At 64.6% G+C, this 20585-nt stretch carries 16 protein-coding genes; 9 read left to right on the top strand and 7 right to left on the bottom strand.

Annotation, left to right across the window (positions count from 1 at the left end):
• Nucleotides 1–9: 9 nt before the first annotated feature.
• Entirely contained in the window at nucleotides 10–363 is a 354-nt protein-coding gene (locus tag ACQR1W_RS24095) for a protocatechuate 4,5-dioxygenase subunit alpha (protein ID WP_434853137.1), read from the bottom strand.
• Between the two features lie 121 nt (nucleotides 364–484).
• Here ACQR1W_RS24095 and ACQR1W_RS24090 point away from each other — a divergent pair, with 121 nt between their 5' ends.
• The 4 genes from ACQR1W_RS24090 (at nucleotide 485) to ACQR1W_RS24075 (ending at nucleotide 5298) form a co-directional block, all read left to right on the top strand.
• Nucleotides 485–1417: a LysR family transcriptional regulator gene (locus tag ACQR1W_RS24090; RefSeq protein ID WP_434853136.1), complete on the top strand. Its 933-nt coding sequence runs from the start codon at nucleotides 485–487 to the stop codon at nucleotides 1415–1417.
• A gap of 201 nt (nucleotides 1418–1618) precedes the next feature.
• Nucleotides 1619–4030: a CHAT domain-containing protein gene (locus ACQR1W_RS24085; protein ID WP_434853135.1), complete on the top strand. Its 2412-nt coding sequence runs from the start codon at nucleotides 1619–1621 to the stop codon at nucleotides 4028–4030.
• On the top strand, nucleotides 4027–4560 hold the full coding sequence (locus ACQR1W_RS24080) for a hypothetical protein (protein ID WP_434853134.1): 534 nt from the start codon (nucleotides 4027–4029) through the stop codon (nucleotides 4558–4560). The genes ACQR1W_RS24085 and ACQR1W_RS24080 overlap by 4 nt, the downstream gene beginning before the upstream one ends.
• A 90-nt stretch (nucleotides 4561–4650) precedes the next feature.
• Complete coding sequence (locus ACQR1W_RS24075) at nucleotides 4651–5298, top strand: hypothetical protein (protein ID WP_434853133.1); 648 nt, start codon at nucleotides 4651–4653, stop codon at nucleotides 5296–5298.
• Between the two features lie 122 nt (nucleotides 5299–5420).
• Here the strand turns inward: ACQR1W_RS24075 and ACQR1W_RS24070 are convergent, their stop codons facing one another.
• Both ACQR1W_RS24070 and ACQR1W_RS24065 read right to left on the bottom strand, forming a co-directional pair.
• Entirely contained in the window at nucleotides 5421–6893 is a 1473-nt protein-coding gene (locus ACQR1W_RS24070; RefSeq protein WP_434853132.1) for a cytochrome C, read from the bottom strand.
• 690 nt (nucleotides 6894–7583) lie between these two features.
• Nucleotides 7584–7961, bottom strand: a complete 378-nt coding sequence (locus ACQR1W_RS24065; RefSeq protein WP_434853445.1) for a tautomerase family protein — start codon at nucleotides 7959–7961, stop codon at nucleotides 7584–7586.
• Nucleotides 7962–8054: 93 nt separating this feature from the next.
• Between ACQR1W_RS24065 and ACQR1W_RS24060 the strand changes: the two genes are divergently transcribed.
• Nucleotides 8055–8912: a LysR family transcriptional regulator gene (locus ACQR1W_RS24060; RefSeq protein ID WP_434853131.1), complete on the top strand. Its 858-nt coding sequence runs from the start codon at nucleotides 8055–8057 to the stop codon at nucleotides 8910–8912.
• Between the two features lie 23 nt (nucleotides 8913–8935).
• Here the strand turns inward: ACQR1W_RS24060 and ACQR1W_RS24055 are convergent, their stop codons facing one another.
• The gene (locus tag ACQR1W_RS24055; protein WP_434853130.1) at nucleotides 8936–10021 is read right to left on the bottom strand and encodes an alpha/beta hydrolase family protein; all 1086 of its coding nucleotides are present in this window, start codon (nucleotides 10019–10021) and stop codon (nucleotides 8936–8938) included.
• Between the two features lie 240 nt (nucleotides 10022–10261).
• Between ACQR1W_RS24055 and ACQR1W_RS24050 the strand changes: the two genes are divergently transcribed.
• Together ACQR1W_RS24050 and ACQR1W_RS24045 are read left to right on the top strand one after the other, a co-directional pair.
• Nucleotides 10262–11983: a carboxylesterase/lipase family protein gene (locus ACQR1W_RS24050; protein ID WP_434853129.1), complete on the top strand. Its 1722-nt coding sequence runs from the start codon at nucleotides 10262–10264 to the stop codon at nucleotides 11981–11983.
• Nucleotides 11984–12281: 298 nt separating this feature from the next.
• Complete coding sequence (locus ACQR1W_RS24045) at nucleotides 12282–12887, top strand: hypothetical protein (RefSeq protein ID WP_434853128.1); 606 nt, start codon at nucleotides 12282–12284, stop codon at nucleotides 12885–12887.
• Between the two features lie 280 nt (nucleotides 12888–13167).
• Here the strand turns inward: ACQR1W_RS24045 and ACQR1W_RS24040 are convergent, their stop codons facing one another.
• Both ACQR1W_RS24040 and ACQR1W_RS24035 read right to left on the bottom strand, forming a co-directional pair.
• The gene (locus ACQR1W_RS24040) at nucleotides 13168–15177 is read right to left on the bottom strand and encodes a serine hydrolase (RefSeq protein WP_434853127.1); all 2010 of its coding nucleotides are present in this window, start codon (nucleotides 15175–15177) and stop codon (nucleotides 13168–13170) included.
• Nucleotides 15178–15388: 211 nt separating this feature from the next.
• Entirely contained in the window at nucleotides 15389–16306 is a 918-nt protein-coding gene (locus tag ACQR1W_RS24035) for a PaaI family thioesterase (protein WP_434853126.1), read from the bottom strand.
• A gap of 310 nt (nucleotides 16307–16616) precedes the next feature.
• Here ACQR1W_RS24035 and ACQR1W_RS24030 point away from each other — a divergent pair, with 310 nt between their 5' ends.
• Nucleotides 16617–17297 (top strand): hypothetical protein, encoded by a 681-nt coding sequence (locus ACQR1W_RS24030; protein ID WP_434853125.1) that lies wholly within the window; start codon nucleotides 16617–16619, stop codon nucleotides 17295–17297.
• A 160-nt stretch (nucleotides 17298–17457) separates the two neighbouring features.
• Here ACQR1W_RS24030 and ACQR1W_RS24025 read toward each other — a convergent pair whose 3' ends face one another.
• Nucleotides 17458–18330 carry a bifunctional helix-turn-helix transcriptional regulator/GNAT family N-acetyltransferase gene (locus tag ACQR1W_RS24025; protein WP_434853124.1) on the bottom strand — a complete coding sequence of 291 codons (873 nt, stop codon included), beginning with the start codon at nucleotides 18328–18330 and terminating at the stop codon, nucleotides 17458–17460.
• 432 nt (nucleotides 18331–18762) lie between these two features.
• On the opposite strand from ACQR1W_RS24025, the gene ACQR1W_RS24020 reads away from it, so the two are divergent.
• The gene (locus tag ACQR1W_RS24020; protein WP_434853123.1) at nucleotides 18763–20520 is read left to right on the top strand and encodes an MOSC domain-containing protein; all 1758 of its coding nucleotides are present in this window, start codon (nucleotides 18763–18765) and stop codon (nucleotides 20518–20520) included.
• The last annotated feature ends 65 nt before the right edge of the window (nucleotides 20521–20585 follow it).

Below are 20585 nucleotides of genomic sequence, written 5' to 3'. Positions count from 1 at the left end.
TAATCCCCCCTACCCGCGTGCCGCCAACAGCTTGGCCTTGAACTGGTCCTTGGTGAGCCCGGTCTGCTGGGCGCCGATGTCCTGCATGTCCAGCCCGAAAATGCCGGCGAATTTGGCGAGGTAATAGGCGTTGCCGCCTGCCTCGATCAGCTGCAGCACATTGCGGCTCCTGATCGCCTCGCGCTGTTGCGCATTCAGACCGTATTTGGCGCAATAGCCGTCCTCGTCCGCGACGAAGGCGCGGCGATTGGCGGCGTCATTGAACGAGTAGCACATCTTGTTCAGCGCATAGCCTTTGCGGGCCTGCTCACCGTCGAAGATGGTGGTACCGGGCACGGGCTGCCGGGGGGGCGTCCTTGGCATTGTCCTCTCCCATTGGTGTTGTGGCGCGCGCGATTTGAGCTGGATCAAATGCGGCGCGGCTCATCTCTGCACTATCGGCACACGACATCCGGTAATAAAGGCTGCCCATTCGATCTGATCCATGAGCCAATTCGATCATTTGGACCTCGACGGCCATCTGCTGCAGCTGCTGCTGGCTGTGATCGAGGAAGGCTCGGTGACGCGCGCCGCGCAGCGGCTCGGCGTGACCCAGTCGGCCGTCAGCCATCTGCTCGACAAGCTGCGCGCGATCACCGGCGATCCGCTGTTCGTCAAATCCGGCCGCGGCATCGTGCCGACCGCGCATGCGCAGCTGCTGGCCGTTCGCGCCCGCGCCCTGCTCGATGGGCTCAGAAGCTTCTCACACGCCTGCGCGTTCGAGCCGGGCCAGATCTCGCAGACGGTCACGATCGCGGCCAATGATCTGCAGCGCGATCTTCTGCTGCCATCCTTCCTGCGCTATGTGCGCGCGCAGGCGCCTGGGCTGCGCTTGCGCGTGATCCGTTCCGGCGCGCCCGCGCCGGAGATGCTGCGCGAGGAGCGCTGCGAGCTCATCATCACGCCGCGGCCACCTGAGGGGACCGACATCCTGCAGAAGCGGCTGTTCACCGACAGCTACCGGGTGTTCTACGACTCAGCGCAGCGGGAGGCGCCGGCAACGCTGGAAGATTATCTGGCCGCCGACCACGTCACCGTGCTGTATGAGCCGATGCGACAGCTCGACATCGACGACGTGCTCGCCGACCGCGGCATTGTCAGGCGCTTCGCAGCCCAGGTGCCCGGGTTTGGCGGCATCGGCCCGTTCCTGCGCGGCAGCCGGATGATCGCAACGCTGCCGAGCCTGTTGCGCGCGCATATGCTGCGTGGGCTCGCGGTGACGCCCGTGCCGGTCGAATGTCCTGACATGCCGATGTACATGGTCTGGCATCTGCGCCATCACGACGACCCGATGCATCGCTGGCTGCGCCAGCAGCTCGAGCTCGTGGTGGCGCCGAGCCTTGCGGCGGCCGCGGAGTATATGCCGGCGATGGCGTGAGCCGCGTGCAGCCGGAAGTGAGCCCGCACCGGATTCCTGCTCGCACACGCGCGGCTCCATCGCCTCAGCCCTTGTCGCTGCTGCCTCGCAGGGATACACTCGCATGAGTTGAAGGTCGGCGCCTGTGATTGATCCGCGCTGACCGTGAAGCGCTTTCGTCCGCACTGCCCGACACGCCGTCACTCTCGATGAGGGTCTAAGATGACTCGCTCGAGCCAGGATGAGATCGACGTCGCCAAGCTGACGCTGGACGCCGTGTCGCAGCGTGAGGATGCGACAGCGCTCGCCTGGGTCGGCGAACTCGGACTTCCGGCCGTACAAGCTCAGGAGATCGTATCGTACCTCGTTGCCGACGCATTCGAGACGCGAGTGATCGGCGCCCAGCTGCTCGCAAACTGGCTGCCGCAGCAGAGCGGCGATCTCGTTTCGGCTGCCGCAATCTGGAGGGGCCTGATCGAATGCCTTTCGGCCTCTGCGCTCGCCCCAGGGCTGCGCGCCGAACTGCTCGTGACCTCGATCATGAATTATGGCGCGAATGCCTTCAATGCCGGTGACGGCGAGACATTGATCGCGCATGCATCCGCCTGGTCGGCGTTGCTCGGTGAGCAAGGCCGAAGTGACGCCGCGTCCGATCTGCAGGTCAATGCCGCAGAAGCCCTCTTGAGTCAGGGTTATTACGAGCGCGCGCGTGACCTGCTCGCGGCAGTTCGGACCTCGGGCGTTTCCGCCGAGTCGGCCCCGGTCGTGGCGCGGCTTGATCAGAAGCTCGACCAGATTCTCCGCCGCCCAGACGAGACGGTCGGGACATTCGATCCTGAACGCGTGCTGGCGTTGACGCGGCAATGGCTGCAGGCCGATCCCGCGCAGGCCCGAGCGCTGGCGGAGACCGGCTTGCGCGTCGATACGACGATCGAACAGGCGATGGAGAACGTCGATCTCGCCGCCTTTCCGCAGCCGCCGCGCGATCTCGAAACGCTCGCGCGCGAGGCGGCCCGGCTGGAGACGAGCCGAACTCCGATCCACCATCTGCTCGCCGTCTGCGAGGCCTGCATGTCGACGCTCATCTCGGCGGGCCACGATCAAGCCCAGTTGAGCGCGCTCGGCAACATTTTGCCGGACGTCATCCGGACGGCGGACCGGCTGAAGATGTGGGAAGACGCGACGACCGCGCGTTGGATCGAGGCCATTGCTCTGAAGCGGCTGGGCCGCAAGCGTGACGCTCTGACGCGGCTCTTGGACATCGCGGAACGAATCGATGAGCGCCGGCTGTTGATCGTCGATCCCAAGCTGCGCGCCGGCGTGTCCGTCTATCTCAGGCACCTCTCTTGGGTCACGGCCGAGATCGCATTCGACCTTCGCGACGACGCGGCGGCGTTGCACGCGATCGAAACCAGCAAGGCCCGCATCCTCGCCGAGCTGCGACCGACGGTCTCGTCGCGCCAGCCCATGACTCCGGCGACATTTCTCCAGTCTGTTCGTGACCTCTTGGCCGAGCGCAAGGCCAAAGGCCGCCGTCACCTGGTCGCGTTCCTGGCGGACACGACCGCGCCTCCCGACAGCCCGCCGGGCGAGGTCGGGACGCTGGCGCTGCTGGTGCCGTGCGAGGGCCCCTGCACCTTCGCGCGGATCAGGCTCAGCGCCATTCAGATCGCAGCGGCCATCAGCAAGATCCAACTTCTGGTCGCGGGCGGCGGCAGCCTGCGCCGCGCGGCGAAGATCGATCCGGCGCATCCCGAAGCGCGTCCGTTCGAGCCGGTGATCGAGCTGCTCGCGCCGCTGGTCTCCTGGCTCGAGCCGTTTTTCGACGACGGCACCATCGCCGCGGAGCGCGACACGATCATCGTGAGTGCCGACGGCCCGATCCACAACGTCCCACTCGGAATGCTCCCGGTCGGCGGCGAGCCGCTGTTGGCGCGCGCCGCGATCGTCAACACGCCCACGGCGGCGCTGCTCGTCGGGCGCACGCCCGCGCCCGTGCCGGACCGCGCCATCTGCTACACCGCGCCGGCACCTGGCGAACGCGAGCGCCTTGGCGGCGTGGCGCAGGAGGGCCTCAGCGCTCTAAGTACCCGCATGCCCACGCGCATGGTCGACGGCGCACAGCTCGGCCGCGACGCCCTGCGGGAGGCTCTGCGCCGGACTGGTCGCGACACCGGCGAGACCCTGCTGTTGCACTTTGCGACCCATGGGGACGTGCAAGTCGCCCGGCCGTTGCGCGAGAGAGGACTGGCATTGCGCGGAACGGATGAGGACTGGCTCACCGCTGAGCAGGTCTCGGCGCTGCGGCTTTCGGCTGCGCATGTGAGTCTGCGCGCCTGCGTCTCGGGCGTGGTCACCGAGATCACGTCCCGCGAAGCGCTCGGTCTGGTCTGGGCCTTCTTCGGCGCCGGCACATCCTCGCTGATCGCGACGGCCTGGAACGTCGACATTCCGTCGGCCGGACGATTTTTCGCCCGCTTCTACGATGCCTGGCTCAAGGGCGAGATGAACAGGGCCGCCGCCTGTCGTCACGCGGCCTTGGCGCTGCGCAACGAAGGCGGCGCCTTCGCCCATCCCTACCACTGGGCACCATTCGTCCTCAGCCTCGCCACCCTGGAAGGAGATGCCGCATGACCACGCAAGCCGCTGATGTGAAGGATCGCATCGCAGCCCTCAACGACAAGCAGGCGATCCATATCGCGAACTCGCTCGTGCAGGCGGCATTTTCCGCTCCGACATTTGCCGATCTCGATGATCGCGCATTGCTTGGCAAGATTACGAACAGTGTCAAAGCGTTCGACCAGCGCGGCGAGCTTGAGGCGCTCGGGGCCGACCCGGACTGGACGAGCCAGTCGATCGGCGGCCGCGCCGCCGGCGATCTGGCGCGGCAGGGGCTGCAGGCCCTCTCCGAGCAGCCGGGCGGCAGGGAGCTCGTGGCACGCGCTTTGGACGAATTCTTCGATGCCCAAGCGGATTTCGGCATTCTGACCGGCGCGGCGGCGATCGGATTTGTCTGGCTGATCCTGTCCGGCGGGATCGAGTTCAAGATCGGCTCCTTCTCCTTCAAGAAGGCGGGCCTCTCGTCGAAGGACCAGGCGAGCATCGCACCCGCATTCATTCGCGAGATCGGCTCACACTTTCGCCCCGCAGCCGCCCGCGAATGAAAGCCGCGCGACCTGCGCGCCGCGCCTTGAAGATAGACCGCGGCCACAGGGCTGACGAGCGCGAAGCCATCGCAGCCAAGGAGAACGCGCATGTCGAACGTCATTCTGAACTATGGTCCTCCGCCTCTGACGGAGGAGGCGGCGGATGCCGCGCTCGATCTGATCGATTTCATCGCCGCGCAGGTCCGCGGGGTGGATCTGATCGACGTCACGCCAACAGTGCGGCCGCTCTGGCGGCAGCACTTAGCAGGCTTGTTTCAGCAGCTTCCGCCTTGGACGCGAAACTGGTACGCAAACGCGCCGCTGCTCCTGGCCACCACCCGGGCGCAATGGCCCCTGCTCGATCCGATGCTGCGAAGCACCGTCCTGCAGCAATGGGCCAACGAGCTCCCCGCGATGCTATGGATGCTCGAACCGGTGCTGGCGCAGGCGCAGCAGTTCGAGCATCAGCAGCAGCAGCTGGCCCAGGTTCTCGATCATATCGCCCAGATGAGAGTGGAGATGATGAAATCGGTGGCCGACAATATGCGTGAGGAGCCTGTTGCCGAGCCGCGCGGGCCGACCGCGCCGACGCCCGCACCTGCACAGGCGGACCAAGCCGCAAGCGAGCGCGCAGCGATCAACGAGCTCGAGAGAATGCGCAATGCGAGCCACAACCTCGGGGTCGGCATGGTCAAGATGACGAATGCCACGATCGGACTCATGAACGCGATGAGCGGGCGCGTCCGGATCGGTTGAGAACGACCGGACGCCAGATCGGCTGCGACGGCGCTATTAAAGAGCTCATAGCGAGCCTGGTGGACGGTCCTGACGTCCGTACTGTCAAAGGATACGAACGTCAGAACCGAGAGCTCAGTTAGTTAGAACGTGGTCCAGATGTAGGCCAGCAACGTGTTGTTGTCCCGCGCGTTCGTTCCCATGCCGTCAAAATTGAACTTGGCGCCGTTGAACTTGTTATAAGCGGTATATTGCAGGCCGATCCGTGAATTGAACCACGGCCATATCTTCGGCGCGTTGTTCTTGCCGAAGAACTGATAGGCGATCTCGACGGTGTAGCCATCAGTATCCGGCTTGAAGGTGCTATGACCGGCATAGAGGAGCGAATCGGCGGTCCCCCAGGTGTTGAAATAGCCGCCGGTCAGGATCACCTTGCCGTCGGTGCCGTAGGTGAGCGCGGCGTTGACGCGGAACGTATTCAACGTGTTGGTCAGGTTGGCGGACACGCCGTTGGCGAAGCTGGCGGCGAGATCCTGTTTCTCGTGGATGTAGGTCCCTCGCAGGGTGAACCAATAGCCGTCCCCCTGGTATTGGTACTGCGTGTCGAAGCCGATATCGGTGAAGCGATTGGTCCCGGGGCCGGGAGCGCCGTAGGGAAGCGCCGTATCGGCGATCAGGCCGAAGGTCCCGACCTCGATATTGTGCTTGCCCCATTGCTGCTCGAAGGCGGCCCTGAAATAGGGTGCGATGGCTTGCGTCGGCGTGGTGTTGGCTGGCGCGATTCCGAGCGTATCGAGCGTACCGGGCCTGAGCGTCTGGTAGCCACCAGCCTCCAGGTAGAGCTGATCATTGATGAACGCATAGGCGCTCACGCCAAGCACCTGGGCCGCGAAGCCCTGGTCAATGCGTGTCTTGGCGTCAGGCGTATTGGCGAGATTGGTGGCGACGAAGGGAAAGCCCCATGCCGGGGTCGAATTCCAGGGGTCTTGCACCGTCGGATTGTTGTTGACCGATACGCCATAGACCACCGGCATGCCTCCGATATTGACCGTGTTGGCGTAACGGACGTCGAGAAGGTCCCAGGAGTACTGGTGGGGCAGCGGCGGGCCGAACGGCTGCGCATTGTAGGTGAACTGGGCAAAGGCGCCGACGTGATCGGTGATCGCGCCACCATAGAAGATGCTCGCGGCCTGGACCGGCTCGAAATTGTCGTTCGCCTTGAGATAGGGTGCCGATCCCGCCGTGTTCATCGGCGTCGCGGTGTGGGTGAAGCTGGAAATGACCTGCACCGACACCGGGGGCACCCATTCTCCAATCTCTTTGATCGGATCGGAAGGCGTGGCCTTGGTCGGAAACGGCGAATATCCAGGCTTTCCGTTCGCTGCCGCGGTCGCGTAGCCGAGTGTGTAGCCGCCGATCTTGAAACGGCGGCCGAACGGGGTGAGCTGCGGAAACTCGGTGTGACACGCGCCGCATGCAAGTCCGGTCTGTCGCGCGAAGCTCGGCAGCGCGGACGCAGGATCCGGTCGAAGCATCGCCGCGGCTGACATCACGACGAACAGGATGAGCAGCAGACGCGTCAAGACGCGCCCGCGAGAGTGGCCTTCTCGTGGCATGGAGTTTCCTCCGAAAGGTATTGATTCTGGACGCGCCGGGCTTCCGCCAGTTCGCCGCCCCGCAACCCGTCGGTCTCACGGACCGCCGCGTTCACGGAATTGTTTCAAGTTGTTTACGAAAGCCGGCGTCGATGGGCCGGAACCCGTTGGAACCCTGCGCCTTTCTGTGATCCTTTCGTGGGCGGGTCGGCCAGCTATGTTCAATACCGCATCACAATGACGTCGCTTTTGACCACGTCGGTCAAGACGGCACGCGCCTTCGTGTGACGTTGACGACGCCCGCGTGGCAAGTGATGCTAACTAGCGGAGCAGACAGCAGAAGCGGGCAGCACCGAATTTCCGCTTCGACCCGTGTCTGCACCCCGCGAACGAAACGGCTTCCGTTCCCGGCTGCGACGAATCGTGGCGTTGGCGGGATCGCCACAAGGCGCGGCCGCGGCGAACGACCACACCCTGGCACCTGCGATGTCATCACTCATGCAATCTGCGAAGCCTTCGCATGATGAGCCACATGGCATCGACATGCATTTGCATCTCGTCGACGCCCGTATTCCAGCACCTGAACTAATGGTAACTAATTTACCGCGGCGGTGCTTGAACCTCACTTGATTGCGCAGTGCACTGCGTGGCTGCACGCCTGAGGGGCGCAGAGCGTGGCTTGTGATGGCGTGATCTCGACGCGCAGCGGACTCACGCAAACTGCGCGAGGCCGTGGCCGACGGACCAGTTCTCTTTAGCTGCCTCAAGCACGGTCACGAACACGTCCTCGGGCCGGATGCCCGGACTTTCGCGCAGCAGCTGTGCGATACGCCGAAACAGCGCCTTCTTCTGCTCCGCCGTGCGGGTATCGAACACGGTGATCTGGATGAACACGAGGTCGTCGCTGCGGTCGACGCCGAAGGCATGGCCGAAGCGGAAGTTCGCGGCGTCGTGCTCGGTGATGGTCATGAACTGATCGTCGTCGGGAACGTCGAGCGCATCATGCATCGCGCGATAGAGGCTATCGAAGATCGCCTGGCGGTAGGCGACCGGTTTTCCGGCACGCAGTGCAATGTGGATGATCGGCATCAAGGGTCCTTTCATGTCTTCCGTCTCCACCCTAGAAGCCACTCCGTTATTTTAGTATCTTATCGATATTGATATCAGCGATAATGATCGAAAATGACCGAGCGCCCCCTCGACCTGGATGCGGTCCACGCCTTCGTCCGCATCGCCGAGCTCGGCAGCTTCACCCTCGCGGCCGACGCAATGCGAACGACGCAAGCGGCGGTCAGCCTGAAGTTGAAACGGCTCGAAGACAGACTTGGCTGCCGACTGATCGAGCGGACGCCGCGTTACGTGCAGCTGTCCGAGCGGGGCGCCGCCTTCCTCGATCACGCCCGCGAGCTCCTTGCCGTCCACGACCGCGCGCTCGCCCTGTTTGCCGGCGCCCGGCAGCGCCTCACCATCGGCATCAGCGATCATGTCGCGGGGCCGGAGCTGCCGTTGCTGATCGCGCGGATGAACGCGCAGGACCCGCGACTGGTGATCGAAATCCGGATCGGATCCTCAGCCGACCTGCTGCAAAGCTTCGACCGCCGCGAGCTCGACACGGTGATTGTCCGCCTGCATGCCGGGCGCAGCGACGGGGACGTTCTGACCGACGAGGATTTTGGCTGGTTCGCAGCACCCGGCTGGCAGCATCGCTTGGGCGAGCCCCTGCCCCTCGCCACCATGGCCGAGCCCTGCGGCGTGCGCGCGCTCGCAGGGCAGCTGCTCGATGCGGCCGGCGTGCCATGGACGGAAATCTTCGTCGGTGGCGGCGTCGCGGCGGTCGCTGCAGCGGTGATGGCCGGGCTCGGCGTGGCTGCATTGGCGCCGCGCATGGTGCCGTTCGGCGCGGTCGACGTTGGCGCCAAGCTCGGACTGCCCGATCTACCGCGCTTGCCGGTGCTGCTTCACACCCGGGTCAAGGCGGGGCGCGCGCGTGACGCACTTGATGCGCTCTCGGCCGCGTTCAAAAGCGCGGTGCGCGGCTAGCGGAGAGGATCCGAGATTCACGCTTAGCGGAGACTCGCCGCGAAGAAATCGAGGGCCAATCCAATCGTCTCGGCATGGACAGCATCGCGGTCGACACCATCAGGATCGCGGCAGGCGGTGCGGACCATCATGCGTCCCAAGACGGTGCAGGTGCCAAAGAAGACATAATGGCCGGCACGCGGAACAAGCTTCAGCGTCGCATGCGGGATTTGCCTGGCGAGCGCCTCGGCGTTGGAGGCGGACGGCGCGATCTCATCAGCATCCCCGCTGACGATCGCGATCGGAAGCGAGATGGCGTTGAGGCTCTCCGCTGTGAACATCGGCACCAGCCCCGGCGCCATGGCCAGCGCGGCGCGGATGCGCTGATCGCGATAGGACCGGCCGGCTCGCTCGTAGCGCTGCCGGAAGTCGGGATCTGCGCTCAGACGCGCCAATCTCTGTTCCCGCATGCCGGAGGCTTCCGGCGGCGGCCGGCAAAGGGCGTCGGCAACGGGCGAGCGGCAGAACGCCTCGAGTTGCGCCGGATCGCTGATGCCGCCGACCACGGCGATGACGGTGTAGCCGCCAGCCGAATGACCGGCGGCACCGATGCGCGCGGGATCTATCAAGCTGCCAAAGGTCTTGTCGGCGAGCATCGCATCGAGGACTGCGCTGAGATCAACCGCGCGCAGCCACCACAGCGAAAAGCCTTCGACCGTGAAATCCTCCAGCGCGTTGTTGCCGGGATGGTTGACTGCGACGGCGATGAAGCCGTGCGCCGCGAGCGCCGTGCCGAGCCAGGCGATCCCCGCCGCCGTGCCGCCGGCCCCATGCGACAGAAGAACGAGCGGATGCTTGGACCCAGCCGCGGGCGCCGCATCCCGCGCAGCGCTGCCTGCGCTGAAATAAGGGACGAAAGGCGGCCCGATCCATTGCGGTTCTTCGCGCGCCTCGGCCGCGGCCGGGTACCAGATCATCACGCGGAGCACGTGAGCGTTGGCACCGCGCCAATCATAGGGCTCGACTGGTGTGAAGTCGCGCGTGGTGACGCCAACCTTGAAGACGGAGTCATTGGCGCGCGCAGCGTTTGCTGCCGCAAGCAGGATCAGACACAGCGCCAGAAACCTCATCCTGTGTGCCCCGGATCACTTCTTTCGGTACGCGAGTCTACGTTCGCGCGGACTCTCCGGCAACACACCGACCATCCATCTCTACATCCCCAGGCTCCAGCACCGCGGTTCCTTCCACCGTGCCCCATCTTTGTCGTGCCTTCGTTGCCGGGGAGAGGAAAGAATGCAATGTTGGGTTGCGCAACGGTTAAAATTGCGCCGCACTGCATCAAGCAAACAAAAACATTATGGAGGAAAGTCATGCTCGAAGAGAAACCCGCTTCGATGAAACGACGATCGGCGCGCATTCGCCCCTCGCTGCCCAACGCGATCGGCGCTGTGCTGCTGTGCGGCATCGCCGCATGCGCCACGCCGGCACTTGCCTCCTCAACCCTGGTGACGGCGCCGGACGGCACCTTCCAGGGCAGGATCGATACCGCCGGCACGATGCGGGAATTCCTCGGCGTGCGCTATGCCCAGCCGGTCACTGGAAGCCTGCGCTGGAAGGCGCCGCAGCCGGTGACGCCGTCGCGCGTCACGCAGGACGCGATGCAGTTCGGCAATCATTGTCCGCAGACCTTCTCGCCCTATGGCAATGCCACGCAGACCGAGGATTGCCTGTTCCTCAACGTGTTCGCGCCCAATCGCCGCGGCGACCGCGATTTCGGCGGTGATGACGCATCTCCCGTGATGCTGTGGATCCACGGCGGCGGCCTCACGGTCGGCGAAAGCAACGAGTATGACGCGGTCAAGCTGGTGCAGCGCGGGGTGATCGTGGTCACGATCAACTATCGGCTTGGTGCGCTCGGCTTCCTGGCGCATCCGGCGCTGACAGCCGAATCTCCCGAGCATAGCTCCGGCAATTACGGCATCCAGGACCAGCAGGCTGCGCTGAAGTGGGTGCGGCGAAACATCCGGGCGTTTGGCGGTGATCCGGACCGGGTGACAATCTTCGGCGAGTCGGCTGGAGGACTGAGCACGCTGACCAACCTGGTCTCGCCCACGGCGCACGGCCTGTTCCATCGCGCCATCGTCGAGAGCGGCACCTATGCGCTGGCCGAGCCGACGCTGGCGCAGGCGGAGGCGGCCGGGGTCAAATTCGCGTCCGCCGTCGGCTGCAATCAGCCGAACCCCGCCGATGTGCTCGCCTGCCTTCGTGGCCTCGGCGTGTCGACCGTTCTCGCCAACCAGGCGCTCGCCTATGTCGGATCCCTTCCCGTCCCCAATGTGGACGGCAAGCTGCTGACGCAGTCGATCGGATCCGCGCTCGGCTCTGGCCAGTTCAACCGCGTGCCATTGATCAACGGCACCAATCATGACGAGTACAACCTGTTCGTGGCCCAGAACTTCGACCTCGCCGGCGGCCCGATCACCGCGAGCACCTATATCGCGGCGATCGCGGTCCTCACCGGCACCACCGCGACGCAGGCGCCGCTGGTCGCGAGCCATTATCCGGTCCCCGCCCAATTTGCGACCTACGACCAGGGGGCTGGTGCGGCGGGGACGGATGCCAACTTCGCCTGCACGGCACGGTTCGCCGACGAGCTTGCATCCCCCTTCGTTCCAACCTTCACCTATGAGTTCAGCGACGAGAAGGCGCCGCAGAACTTCCTGCCTCCGGCGAGCTTCCCCTACGGGGCATCGCACGCTTCGGAGTTGCAGTACATCTTCCCGACGGCCAACCCGTCTGGCTACGGCTTGAACCTTGCGCAGACGCCGCTCGACGCCAATCAGCAGAAGCTGTCGGACCGCATGGTCGGCTACTGGACGGAGTTCGCGCGCAGCGGCAATCCGAACGGCTTTGGTCAGCCGCACTGGCCCCGCTTCCATCGCGACCGGCAGGTGATGCTGTCGCTGGTCCCGCCGACTCCGGCCACGGAGACGAACTTTGCGACGGTTCATCAATGCGACTTCTGGGACGGTTTGACGGGCCGCACCCTGCCGCCCGATCATGATCACGACCAACACGCCGCCAGCGAATAGGCCCGTGGCATCACTGAGCAACGTCTCATCGTGCAATGCACGATGGGACGTTGCTGCGAGGTCAAGCCGGCATTCGATCCGAAACGGACCAGGCGTCATCGCGATCCCCATCGTCGACTTGCAAAAATAATCGATCAGCGCGAGTGCTCGGCCTTTGCTCGAACGTCCTTCCTGTATCCAGGCAGGCCGTGTCCGCAAATCTACGTAGGTGAATCTTCCAGATGGAACCCGTGTAGTTAGGGGATTAGCAACCTGAAGGTGACGATAGTTTATTCATTCAAATCCTGGAGAGTAGTACATGCGTAAACCAGCAATGACGCCGGATGCGTTTACGCATCGCGGCACGGTCGCCCCTTTCACCATCGGTCTGGCGCTCGTAGCCGGCGCCGGCATCATGATCTGGGGCTTCGACCCCCACAGCCTCTCGTTCGCGAGCGAAAGCCGCATGACGATCGACGACCGCGTTGCGGCCCTGACCGCAGAGCTGGCCCAGGTCAAGGCCGAAACCGCCAAGCTGCGCGACGGTCAAGGCGACACCTCTGCGGAGCTTGCCCATATCCGCGCCGGCCTTGCCAATGCTGAGATCGGTCTCTCATCGCTGCGCACCACCACCGATGAGAACGAGGCGCGGCGGCGGGACAGCACCGCTCAGATCGAGCAGAATATCGCCCAGCTGAAGGAAGAGACCCTTGGCCTCCGTCTATCGCAGGACGACACCGCAACTGAAATGAGCTCGCTGCGCGCCGGCGTTGCAAACAGCGAGATCGGCGTGGCGTCGCTTCACGCGACCACGAACGAGATCCGCCAGCGGATCAAGCGCATGGAGACCATCAAGGATGCGACCGGCTCGATCGGCAAGAGCCATAAGCATCCGGATCACACCAGATGGGCGGCGCAACCCTGACCTTCGCGACCTGGCCGCCGCAACAACCGGAACCAACCGTCAGATCCCAGCGGTCGGCTTGCGCCGATAAGGCGCCGGTCCCGTCGTACTGACGCGCGACCGGCGCAAAAGCGAGCCGTCGCTGGCTTCTAGCCCGCCGGAAAGACTATCGCTTTCTCTCGCCGCAGTTCGCGCAGCGTCACCACCGCGCCGGGCGCAGCTGCGCTGGGTGGAATCTGCCAGGAGGTCAGGGCCTGGTTGACGTCCGAACACAGCCCATGCGCGCTTCGGCGGCGACACGCTATTTTGGCCGCGGCGTGATCATGGCCGCTGTCAGCTGCTCAGGTCCAGGATTCAGGATCAGCCCGGAGACTTCGCCTGCGGCATCCCTGACGAAAGCGATCCTGGTGTGATCGTCGTCGTCTGCGATGAATTCGCTGCTTGATGTGGCCGCGAGCGGCGTCACCTTGTCCTTCTCGAATTCAAAGATCGGCCAGGCCCCTGTCGCCTCCGCGACCAGCCTGCTCTGTTCGACGCGAAGCTGAAGTTGGACAGCATTGGCGCGGCGGGCGGCTCTCACGACGCTGAGATCGCTTGCGCTGTCTTGCCCCTTATGGACGATCTTCATTTCGACCGTCGTATTGGCTGGCCCGCGCAGCCTGGCCAGAACGTCGGCGAACAAGAGGTCTTTGAGCGGCGCGCCGTCAAGTTCAGTGACGAGATCGCCCGGCGTCACGCCAGCTTTGGCTGCGGGGCTGCCAGGGGTCGGGTGGTTGATCCTCAGGCCTCCTGGCTCCATGGCGACGAACGCCTCGATTCCAAGCCATCCGTTCTTGCCATCGGCCAGGCCCTGTTTGTCGTGCGAACTCACGGAGCTGCCGAAGTCATAGGTTCCGACATAGTCGGCGAGCGCCTCGGAGCTCGGCGTGGTCGGCAGGACCGGCGGCGCGGACGAGGACGGGGCGGCAATCGTCAATGCGCCATAGGTCAGATGATTGATCCCGGCGGACAGCAGGGCTTCGCGCGCTTTGCTGCCCGGCGTCGCCTGGATCATCTGAATGCCGATCAACTGCTCCGCCGGATCGATCCAGAAATAGGTGCCCCAGTGCCCGGCCCAGGAAAAGCTTCCAACGGCTCCGGGTATCCAGCTGAAGACAGGATTGGTGCGGATGGCGAAGCCAAGCCCGAAGGTGGTGCCGGCACGGGCGCCGACTTCGTCGCCGCCGAAGATGCTGACGTTGGCTGATAGCGCGTTCGTCGTCATCTCCTTCACCGCCTGGGCGCTGAGCACGCGCACGCCATCGAGCTCGCCGCCATTCAGCAGCATCTGGCAGAAGCGGAGATAGTCGGGCGCGGTCGACACCAGTCCGCCGTCGCCGGAAAACAGCTTCGGCGGCTTCGTGACGTCCCAGATTGGTGGCCGTTCCGGCATCGGGGAATCGACAAGGCGATCGAGCTTGGCCTCCGGCACATAGAAACCGGTGTCCACCATCTGCAGCGGCGCAAAGATGCGGTTCTGCAGGAATTGGTCGAAGGGCTGCCCCGAAGCCACTTCGATCACCCGGCCCAGCACGGCGACGCTCCAGCCATATTCATGGACCTCGCCAGGCTGATGCGCGAGCGGCAGGCTGGCGAGGCTGGACACGAAGTCGGCCAGCGTCTTGTCGCGCCGGTACACGGCCCGCCAGCCATAGAGCATATGGATCGCCCGAATTCCGAAATCGGCCGACGTATCCGCAAGGCCCCGTTCCGGATAGGCAAAATCCATTTCGGGATAGATGAGCCCGGACGTATGGCGCAACAGATCGCGGACCGTCATCGCGCGCTTCGGTCGTTCCGGCAGACCGACGCCGTATTCCGTCTTGCCGGTGGCAACGTCCGTCTTCTGGAACGCGACCCGCATATCCGCAAGCTCGGGCAGATAACGGCCGACAGGCGCGTCGAGATCGAGCTTGCCGTCATCAACCAGGATCATGGCGGCGACGCTCGTCACCGGCTTTGACATCGAGGCGATCCAGAAGATGGAATTCGTCTTCATCGGGACCGTCCTGGCGCGGTCCTGGAAGCCGATGGCCTGCAAATAAGCGAGCTTGCCGCCCTTGGCGATTGCGACGACGGCGCCAGGCACCAGTCCCGCTGAGGGCGGGAAAGCATCGAAGCGCGCCTGATACCACGGCGCGATCCGGGCCAGATGCGCGGCGGAGAATCCCAGGCTGGCTGCATCGCCCGGGGTCGCGAGCTCATCGGCGAGCGCCGTGCCCGAGAGGCAAAGCGCGATGGCCATCGTCCACAGCGATGCGATGAGTTTCATCCGACATCTCCGTAAGAAAAGCAGCCATTTGAATCGTCGCATCCGGCCGCTCCACCGAAATGCTACGGCTTGTAACGCTATCGAAGTGAGCTTGTGCCGTCAAGACGCGGTTACCGCGATGACATGACTCCGGCACTGTCGATGGGGCGTCGCTGTCCGCGACCTTCAGTAGGAAATTGCAGACGGGCGGGATTAGGCCGACCCTATTTGCTCAGTCCTGATCCTGTCCCGGCGCCTGCCGCAACAGGAAATGGCCAAATGCAGTTGCGATCGGCTTGGCTGGATCGTCCTGCCAGCACCGCGCCTCGAAGGCGACTACGCGGCGGCCCTGCTTGACGATAGACGCTGACGCAACGCTGTCGAGCGCCCGCCCGGAGCGCAGATAGTTGATGGTCAGGCCGACCGGCTTTGGCGGCGCGGCGGCGCCGAGCTCACGCATCACGGTGACGACCGCCGCGGTCTCGAGGAACGCGCCGGTCATGCCGCCGTGGATCGCGGGCAGCACCGGGTTGCCGATGATCTGGTGCGAGAACGGCATGATGAAGGTCTCGTTCTCGGCGAGGCGGATGCCGAGGCAGCGCGCGAACGGGCTGGTGGCGAATGGCGGCGTCGCATCGTCAGGCGCCTCGAGTGGCGGCGGTGCGCCGGCGAAAGCCGGCCGGTCGGTGAGCATGTTGGTGCGGTTGGCGCCGATCATGAAACAGGCGGTCGCGGTGGCGACCGGGGCGCTCTCCTCGTCCTGATAGGCCGTTGCACGAACGAAGGCGATCGAGCGGGTGACGCGGAAGCACACGGCATGCGCCTTGATGTCGAGCCCGGGCGTCGCGGGCTTCTGATAATCGATGCGCAGATCGAGCGTGGCGATCGCGCGGGTGCCGTCGAGCGCGAGTTGCACCGCCATGCCGCAGCTCTCGTCGAGCATCGCGGTGACGACGCCGCCATGGATCACGCCGGTGTCGCTGTCACCGACGAAGACCGGACGATAGGGCAAGGTCGACCAGGCTTCGCCGGGCGCGAAACGGTCCATCCTCAGGCCGCTGATATGGCCGTAGACCGAGCGGCGATGGCTGATCGCTTCGGCGAGCTCGTCGAAGGTCGACGGTGCGGCAGGAGTCGGGGTGTCGGTCATGGTCGGATTTAGAGCATGATCCGGAAGAGCTGCGAAGTGTTTCCGGCATCCTGGAACGCAGGTACCAACACCGGCTCATTCACGCCCGCCTTCAAAAAAGCTGTCGCGCGTTCGAACGGAGGACGGAAGTCAACCTTGAGTGCGTTTCACGCCAGCAATGTCAGTGGACGCACATCTCTGTCGCAGCCTGCCAAGCCGTGCTCCCCCGGAAATCTACGTGGAAGAAATGTTCCGCCAGCACCGCGTGCTTAGAACATTAGCAACCTTAATTTGATCATAATGCCTTCAATCAAATCCCGGAGACCTGTCGATGAGCAACCCCACCAAGACGCCGGAGCTCCCGCAGAGCAGCGGCGCGCCCTCTTTACGAATCGTCCTGAGTGTGGCGTTCGCCGCGAGCCTCGGCGTGATGTGGTGGAGCGGTGGCGGAGCCAAGGGCATCTCCTTCGCAATCGACGGGTCGCCCAGTCTCGAGACGCGCGTTGCCGCCCTGACGGCGGAGCTCAGTGAGCTCAAGGCCGAGACGGCCAAGCTGCACGAACGTCAAGACGATACCTCCGGAGAGCTCTTACAGCTCCGCGCCAGCCTCACCAGCACCGAGACCGGCCTCGCGACGCTCCGCATGGCCACCAACGAGAATGAGGCGCGCCGCCGCGATTCCGCTGACAAGATCGAGGCCGATGTCGCCATGCTGAAGCGCTACACGATCCGTCTGCGCACGGCACAGGAAGACACGGCAGGCGAGCTGGGCGGCCTGCGGGCCACTGCGGCAAACAACGAGATCGGCATCGACGCGCTGCGCGCGAGCACCGGCGAGCTGCGCCAGCAGATCGCGCGCATCGAGACGGCTCGGGACGCGACCAGCTCGATCGCCCGGATGCACAGGACTCATCGTGTCAGACGGGCCGTACGCACTCCCGAGACCGAACAGCACGCCTCACAGCCGTTCATGGCGCAATGGCCCGGCGTGGTGGTGACGAGCCGCAATTGACCGTTGACGTCATAGTCCAGACCGGGCTTGCCCCTGACCGCGCGCACCTGCGCGGTCGATCATCAGTCCGGCTACGCCGACCGGAAATAGGTCGGAGGCGGGACAGCGTCGTGGACGCGCCCGCGGAGCAGCCAGCCGGCTTGCCTCCGCTGCGCTGACCTCAGAGACGCTTCTCGAAAAACAGATCGGGATAGGGATCGTCGTTGAAGCGGTCGATCTCGGTCCAGCCGGCCCGGCGATACAGTTGCCTGGCCTCGGAGAGGACACTGTTGGTGTCCAGCCGAAGAATCTTGATCGACAGCTTTCGCGCGGCATCTTCGGCCGCATCCATCAGGCGCCGCCCCAGGCCGATGCCGCGCGCCGCAGGCGCGACCCACAGCCGTTTGATCTCCGCGACCGCCCCGCCCGTCCCCTTCAGCCCGACGCAGCCGAGCGGCAGCCCGTCGGACAGAGCGACGAAGAAGGCGCCGCGCGGAGCCATCATGTCGACAGCATCCGGATCGCGCGATCGAGCCACGTCGAAACCGCGTTCGAACCGGCGCGACAGCTCGCCGTAATATTCACCGAGGCAGTAGCGTGCCTGCTCTCCCCTGGCATCCACCTCGGCAATGCTGATGCGGTTGCGTCCGAGCGCAGCCGCGACCATGTCCATCGCCGCCAGCAGCGCCTCAGGCTGGCTGTGGCGCGCGAGCATCGCCTGGGCCTGGGCATTGGAGAGCGTTTCATAGGCCTCGAATTCGCGCCGGCCGGCGGCGGTGAGCTTGGCGAGGCGGCGGCGCGCATCGTCGGGATGCGGCTTCGTCGTCACCAGCCCCTCCTCCTCCAGGCTGCGCAGGAGCCTGCTCATCAGGCCGGAGTCGAGCGCGAGGTAGTCGCGCAGCTCAGCGACGTCGCTGCGGCCGTGACCGATCGCATTGAGCACGCGGGCTGCTCCAAGCGGCCGTCCGCGCCCGAGGAACGAGGTATCGAGCGCGCCGACCTCCGAGGTAACGGCGCGATTGAAGCGGCGGACGCGGGAGACCGGGTCGAGCATAATATCTGACTTAAGTCAGATACTAGAATCTGTCAATGAGGCGGCACCGTCACGTCGTCCATCACCATCCACCTCTGCGTTCTCGGGCCTGAACCTCTTCGGATCGGCCGTGTGCAATGTTTGTCATCATCAAGACGCTGCATCTTAGCAGGCCGCAGGGTTCTCATACGCCGGAGTCATCCCACGCGAAGGAAGATCTGCTTCGATAAGCGGAAGCATCTATATTCGTCCGGACGATACGGCCACGGCTCGGCGCGGCCGAACGCTGTAACGGAACCGAGAGGTGCCGTCCTCTCGACGGACCTGCGTTGCCCGACTATCATCGGCAACACGCAGCGGATCGCACCTCGACGTGACCGAGATCGTCCATCAGCTCGTGTCCGCCGGAACGGCTGCTATCATGAACACCGGCTCCCAACAGCGGGACATGACATGGCACGACTGCTTTCCGTGAACGTTGGACTTCCGCAAGATATCGCGTGGAAGGGGCGCACTGTGCACACCGGCATCTGGAAAAATCCAGTGCGCGGCCGCTGCCGCGTGAGCCGGCTGAATCTTGACGGAGATGGTCAGGGAGACCTGCACGGCCATGGAGGTGAGCAGCGGGCGGTTTTCGTCTACCAGATCGAATCGTACCGCTACTGGCAAGAGCGGCTGAAGCGGACCGACTTCGTCCATGGACAGTTCGGTGAGAACTTCACGGTCGAAGGATTGCCGGACGATACCGTGTGTATCGGCGACCGTTATCAGATCGGCAGCGCCGTGTTCGAGGTCACTCAACCTCGCGTGACCTGCTATCGCGTTGGCATTCGGACCAATGAGCCGCGGATGCCGGCGCTGCTGACGTCCAGCGGACGTCCGGGATTCTATTTCCGGGTCCTGCAGGAAGGAGATGTCGGTGCGGACGACGACATCGTGAAGGTGCGAGAGGCGCAGGAGCGAATGACGGTCGCAGAGATCAACGCGCTGCTCTATTCTCCCGGCCATCCGCGCGACCGCTTGGAGCGCGCCTTGCGTATCCCAGCGCTTTCGCCGGGGTGGCGGCGATCATTCGAGGCATTGCTGCGGAGCCAGGCGAACGCAGGCGGCAATGCGGGTCTCGCGCCGGCAGCAGCATTGCATCCCGTTGCACCGGGATTTCGCCCGCTCGCGATCGCCGCAATCGATCATGAGTCCTCCGACGTCGTCTCGCTATCGATGCGAGATCCGGCCGGTCGGCCCCTGCCCGCGGCTCTCCCCGGCCAGTACGTCGTCCTGCGTCTGCGACCGACGCGCGATGGGCCAGCACTTTTTCGCAGCTACTCGCTCTCGGGGCCCGCCTCGACTGACCAGTATCGGATCAGCGTGAAGGTCGAGCCGAACAGGGCCGCTGGAACCTACCTGCGCGACCACATCCGGATCGGCGATGTTCTCGACGTCAGCTCACCGAGAGGAAGCTTCATTCTGCAATCCGGTGAGCGGCCCGTGGTGCTGCTCAGCGCCGGAATCGGAGCGACGCCCGTTCTGGCCATGCTGCACGCACTGGCAGCCGTTCGTCCGGCACGACAGCTCCTGTGGCTGCACTCGGCCCGTGACGGGCAGCATCACCCATTTGCCACCGAGGTCCGCCGTCTCCTGCCCGCACTCCCCCACAGCCGCAGCTATGTTTGCTACAGCAGGCCGGGCCCGCACGATCGGCTGGGCGACGATTTCGATGCAACCGGTCATCTGTCACGCTCTGTCTTGGAGGAGCTCGGTATTCCGCGAGATGCGGATGTCTATATTTGCGGCCCGACTGGTTTCATGGCGGATATGAAAGAAGCGCTTGCGGCCATGGGCTTCGCCCCAGCACGGATCAGCACCGAAACATTCAGCGGCCGCGAGGCGCTGACGCCCGGCGTTGTGGGCGACGCGACGCGGCCACCTCATCCGCCCGATTGCGATGCTGACACCGGTCCATTGGTGTCATTCGCGCGAAGTGGCGTCGCGGCACACTGGAAGCCGTCAGCCTATGGAAGCCTGTTGGAACTGGCCGAGGCGTGCGACGTGCCGGTCCGCTGGGCGTGCCGTACCGGTGTTTGTCACAGCTGCGAAAGCGGCCTGGTTTCCGGCGCGGTCACCTACGGACCGGAGCCGCTCGACATGCCCGCCGCCGGCAATCTTCTCATCTGCTGCTCACAACCGAGCCGCGACGTCGTCATCGATCTATGAGATTCCGGTAGGCCGTCGGCCTGTCCAGACCTCTCGCAAAGAATATTCGATTTCCTGGAAGCAGC

It is taken from the genome of Bradyrhizobium sp. HKCCYLS1011 (genome assembly GCF_051167795.1).
Classification (GTDB): Bacteria; Pseudomonadota; Alphaproteobacteria; order Rhizobiales; family Xanthobacteraceae; genus Bradyrhizobium.
This window is presented reverse-complemented; position numbering and strand designations above follow the sequence as displayed.

Bases quoted from the DNA above. Each gene is read 5' to 3' on its own strand.
- ACQR1W_RS24055 (WP_434853130.1), bottom strand. From the start codon at position 10,021: ATGAGGTTTCTGGCGCTGTGTCTGATCCTGCTTGCGGCAGCAAACGCT.
- ACQR1W_RS24030 (WP_434853125.1), top strand. From the start codon at position 16,617: ATGAGCAACCCCACCAAGACGCCGGAGCTCCCGCAGAGCAGCGGCGCG.
- ACQR1W_RS24065 (WP_434853445.1), bottom strand. From the start codon at position 7,961: ATGCCGATCATCCACATTGCACTGCGTGCCGGAAAACCGGTCGCCTAC.
- ACQR1W_RS24070 (WP_434853132.1), bottom strand. From the start codon at position 6,893: ATGCCACGAGAAGGCCACTCTCGCGGGCGCGTCTTGACGCGTCTGCTG.
- ACQR1W_RS24080 (WP_434853134.1), top strand. From the start codon at position 4,027: ATGACCACGCAAGCCGCTGATGTGAAGGATCGCATCGCAGCCCTCAAC.
- ACQR1W_RS24095 (WP_434853137.1), bottom strand. From the start codon at position 363: ATGCCAAGGACGCCCCCCCGGCAGCCCGTGCCCGGTACCACCATCTTC.
- ACQR1W_RS24050 (WP_434853129.1), top strand. From the start codon at position 10,262: ATGCTCGAAGAGAAACCCGCTTCGATGAAACGACGATCGGCGCGCATT.
- ACQR1W_RS24045 (WP_434853128.1), top strand. From the start codon at position 12,282: ATGCGTAAACCAGCAATGACGCCGGATGCGTTTACGCATCGCGGCACG.
- ACQR1W_RS24090 (WP_434853136.1), top strand. From the start codon at position 485: ATGAGCCAATTCGATCATTTGGACCTCGACGGCCATCTGCTGCAGCTG.
- ACQR1W_RS24025 (WP_434853124.1), bottom strand. From the start codon at position 18,330: ATGCTCGACCCGGTCTCCCGCGTCCGCCGCTTCAATCGCGCCGTTACC.
- ACQR1W_RS24060 (WP_434853131.1), top strand. From the start codon at position 8,055: ATGACCGAGCGCCCCCTCGACCTGGATGCGGTCCACGCCTTCGTCCGC.
- ACQR1W_RS24035 (WP_434853126.1), bottom strand. From the start codon at position 16,306: ATGACCGACACCCCGACTCCTGCCGCACCGTCGACCTTCGACGAGCTC.
- ACQR1W_RS24020 (WP_434853123.1), top strand. From the start codon at position 18,763: ATGGCACGACTGCTTTCCGTGAACGTTGGACTTCCGCAAGATATCGCG.
- ACQR1W_RS24040 (WP_434853127.1), bottom strand. From the start codon at position 15,177: ATGAAACTCATCGCATCGCTGTGGACGATGGCCATCGCGCTTTGCCTC.
- ACQR1W_RS24075 (WP_434853133.1), top strand. From the start codon at position 4,651: ATGTCGAACGTCATTCTGAACTATGGTCCTCCGCCTCTGACGGAGGAG.
- ACQR1W_RS24085 (WP_434853135.1), top strand. From the start codon at position 1,619: ATGACTCGCTCGAGCCAGGATGAGATCGACGTCGCCAAGCTGACGCTG.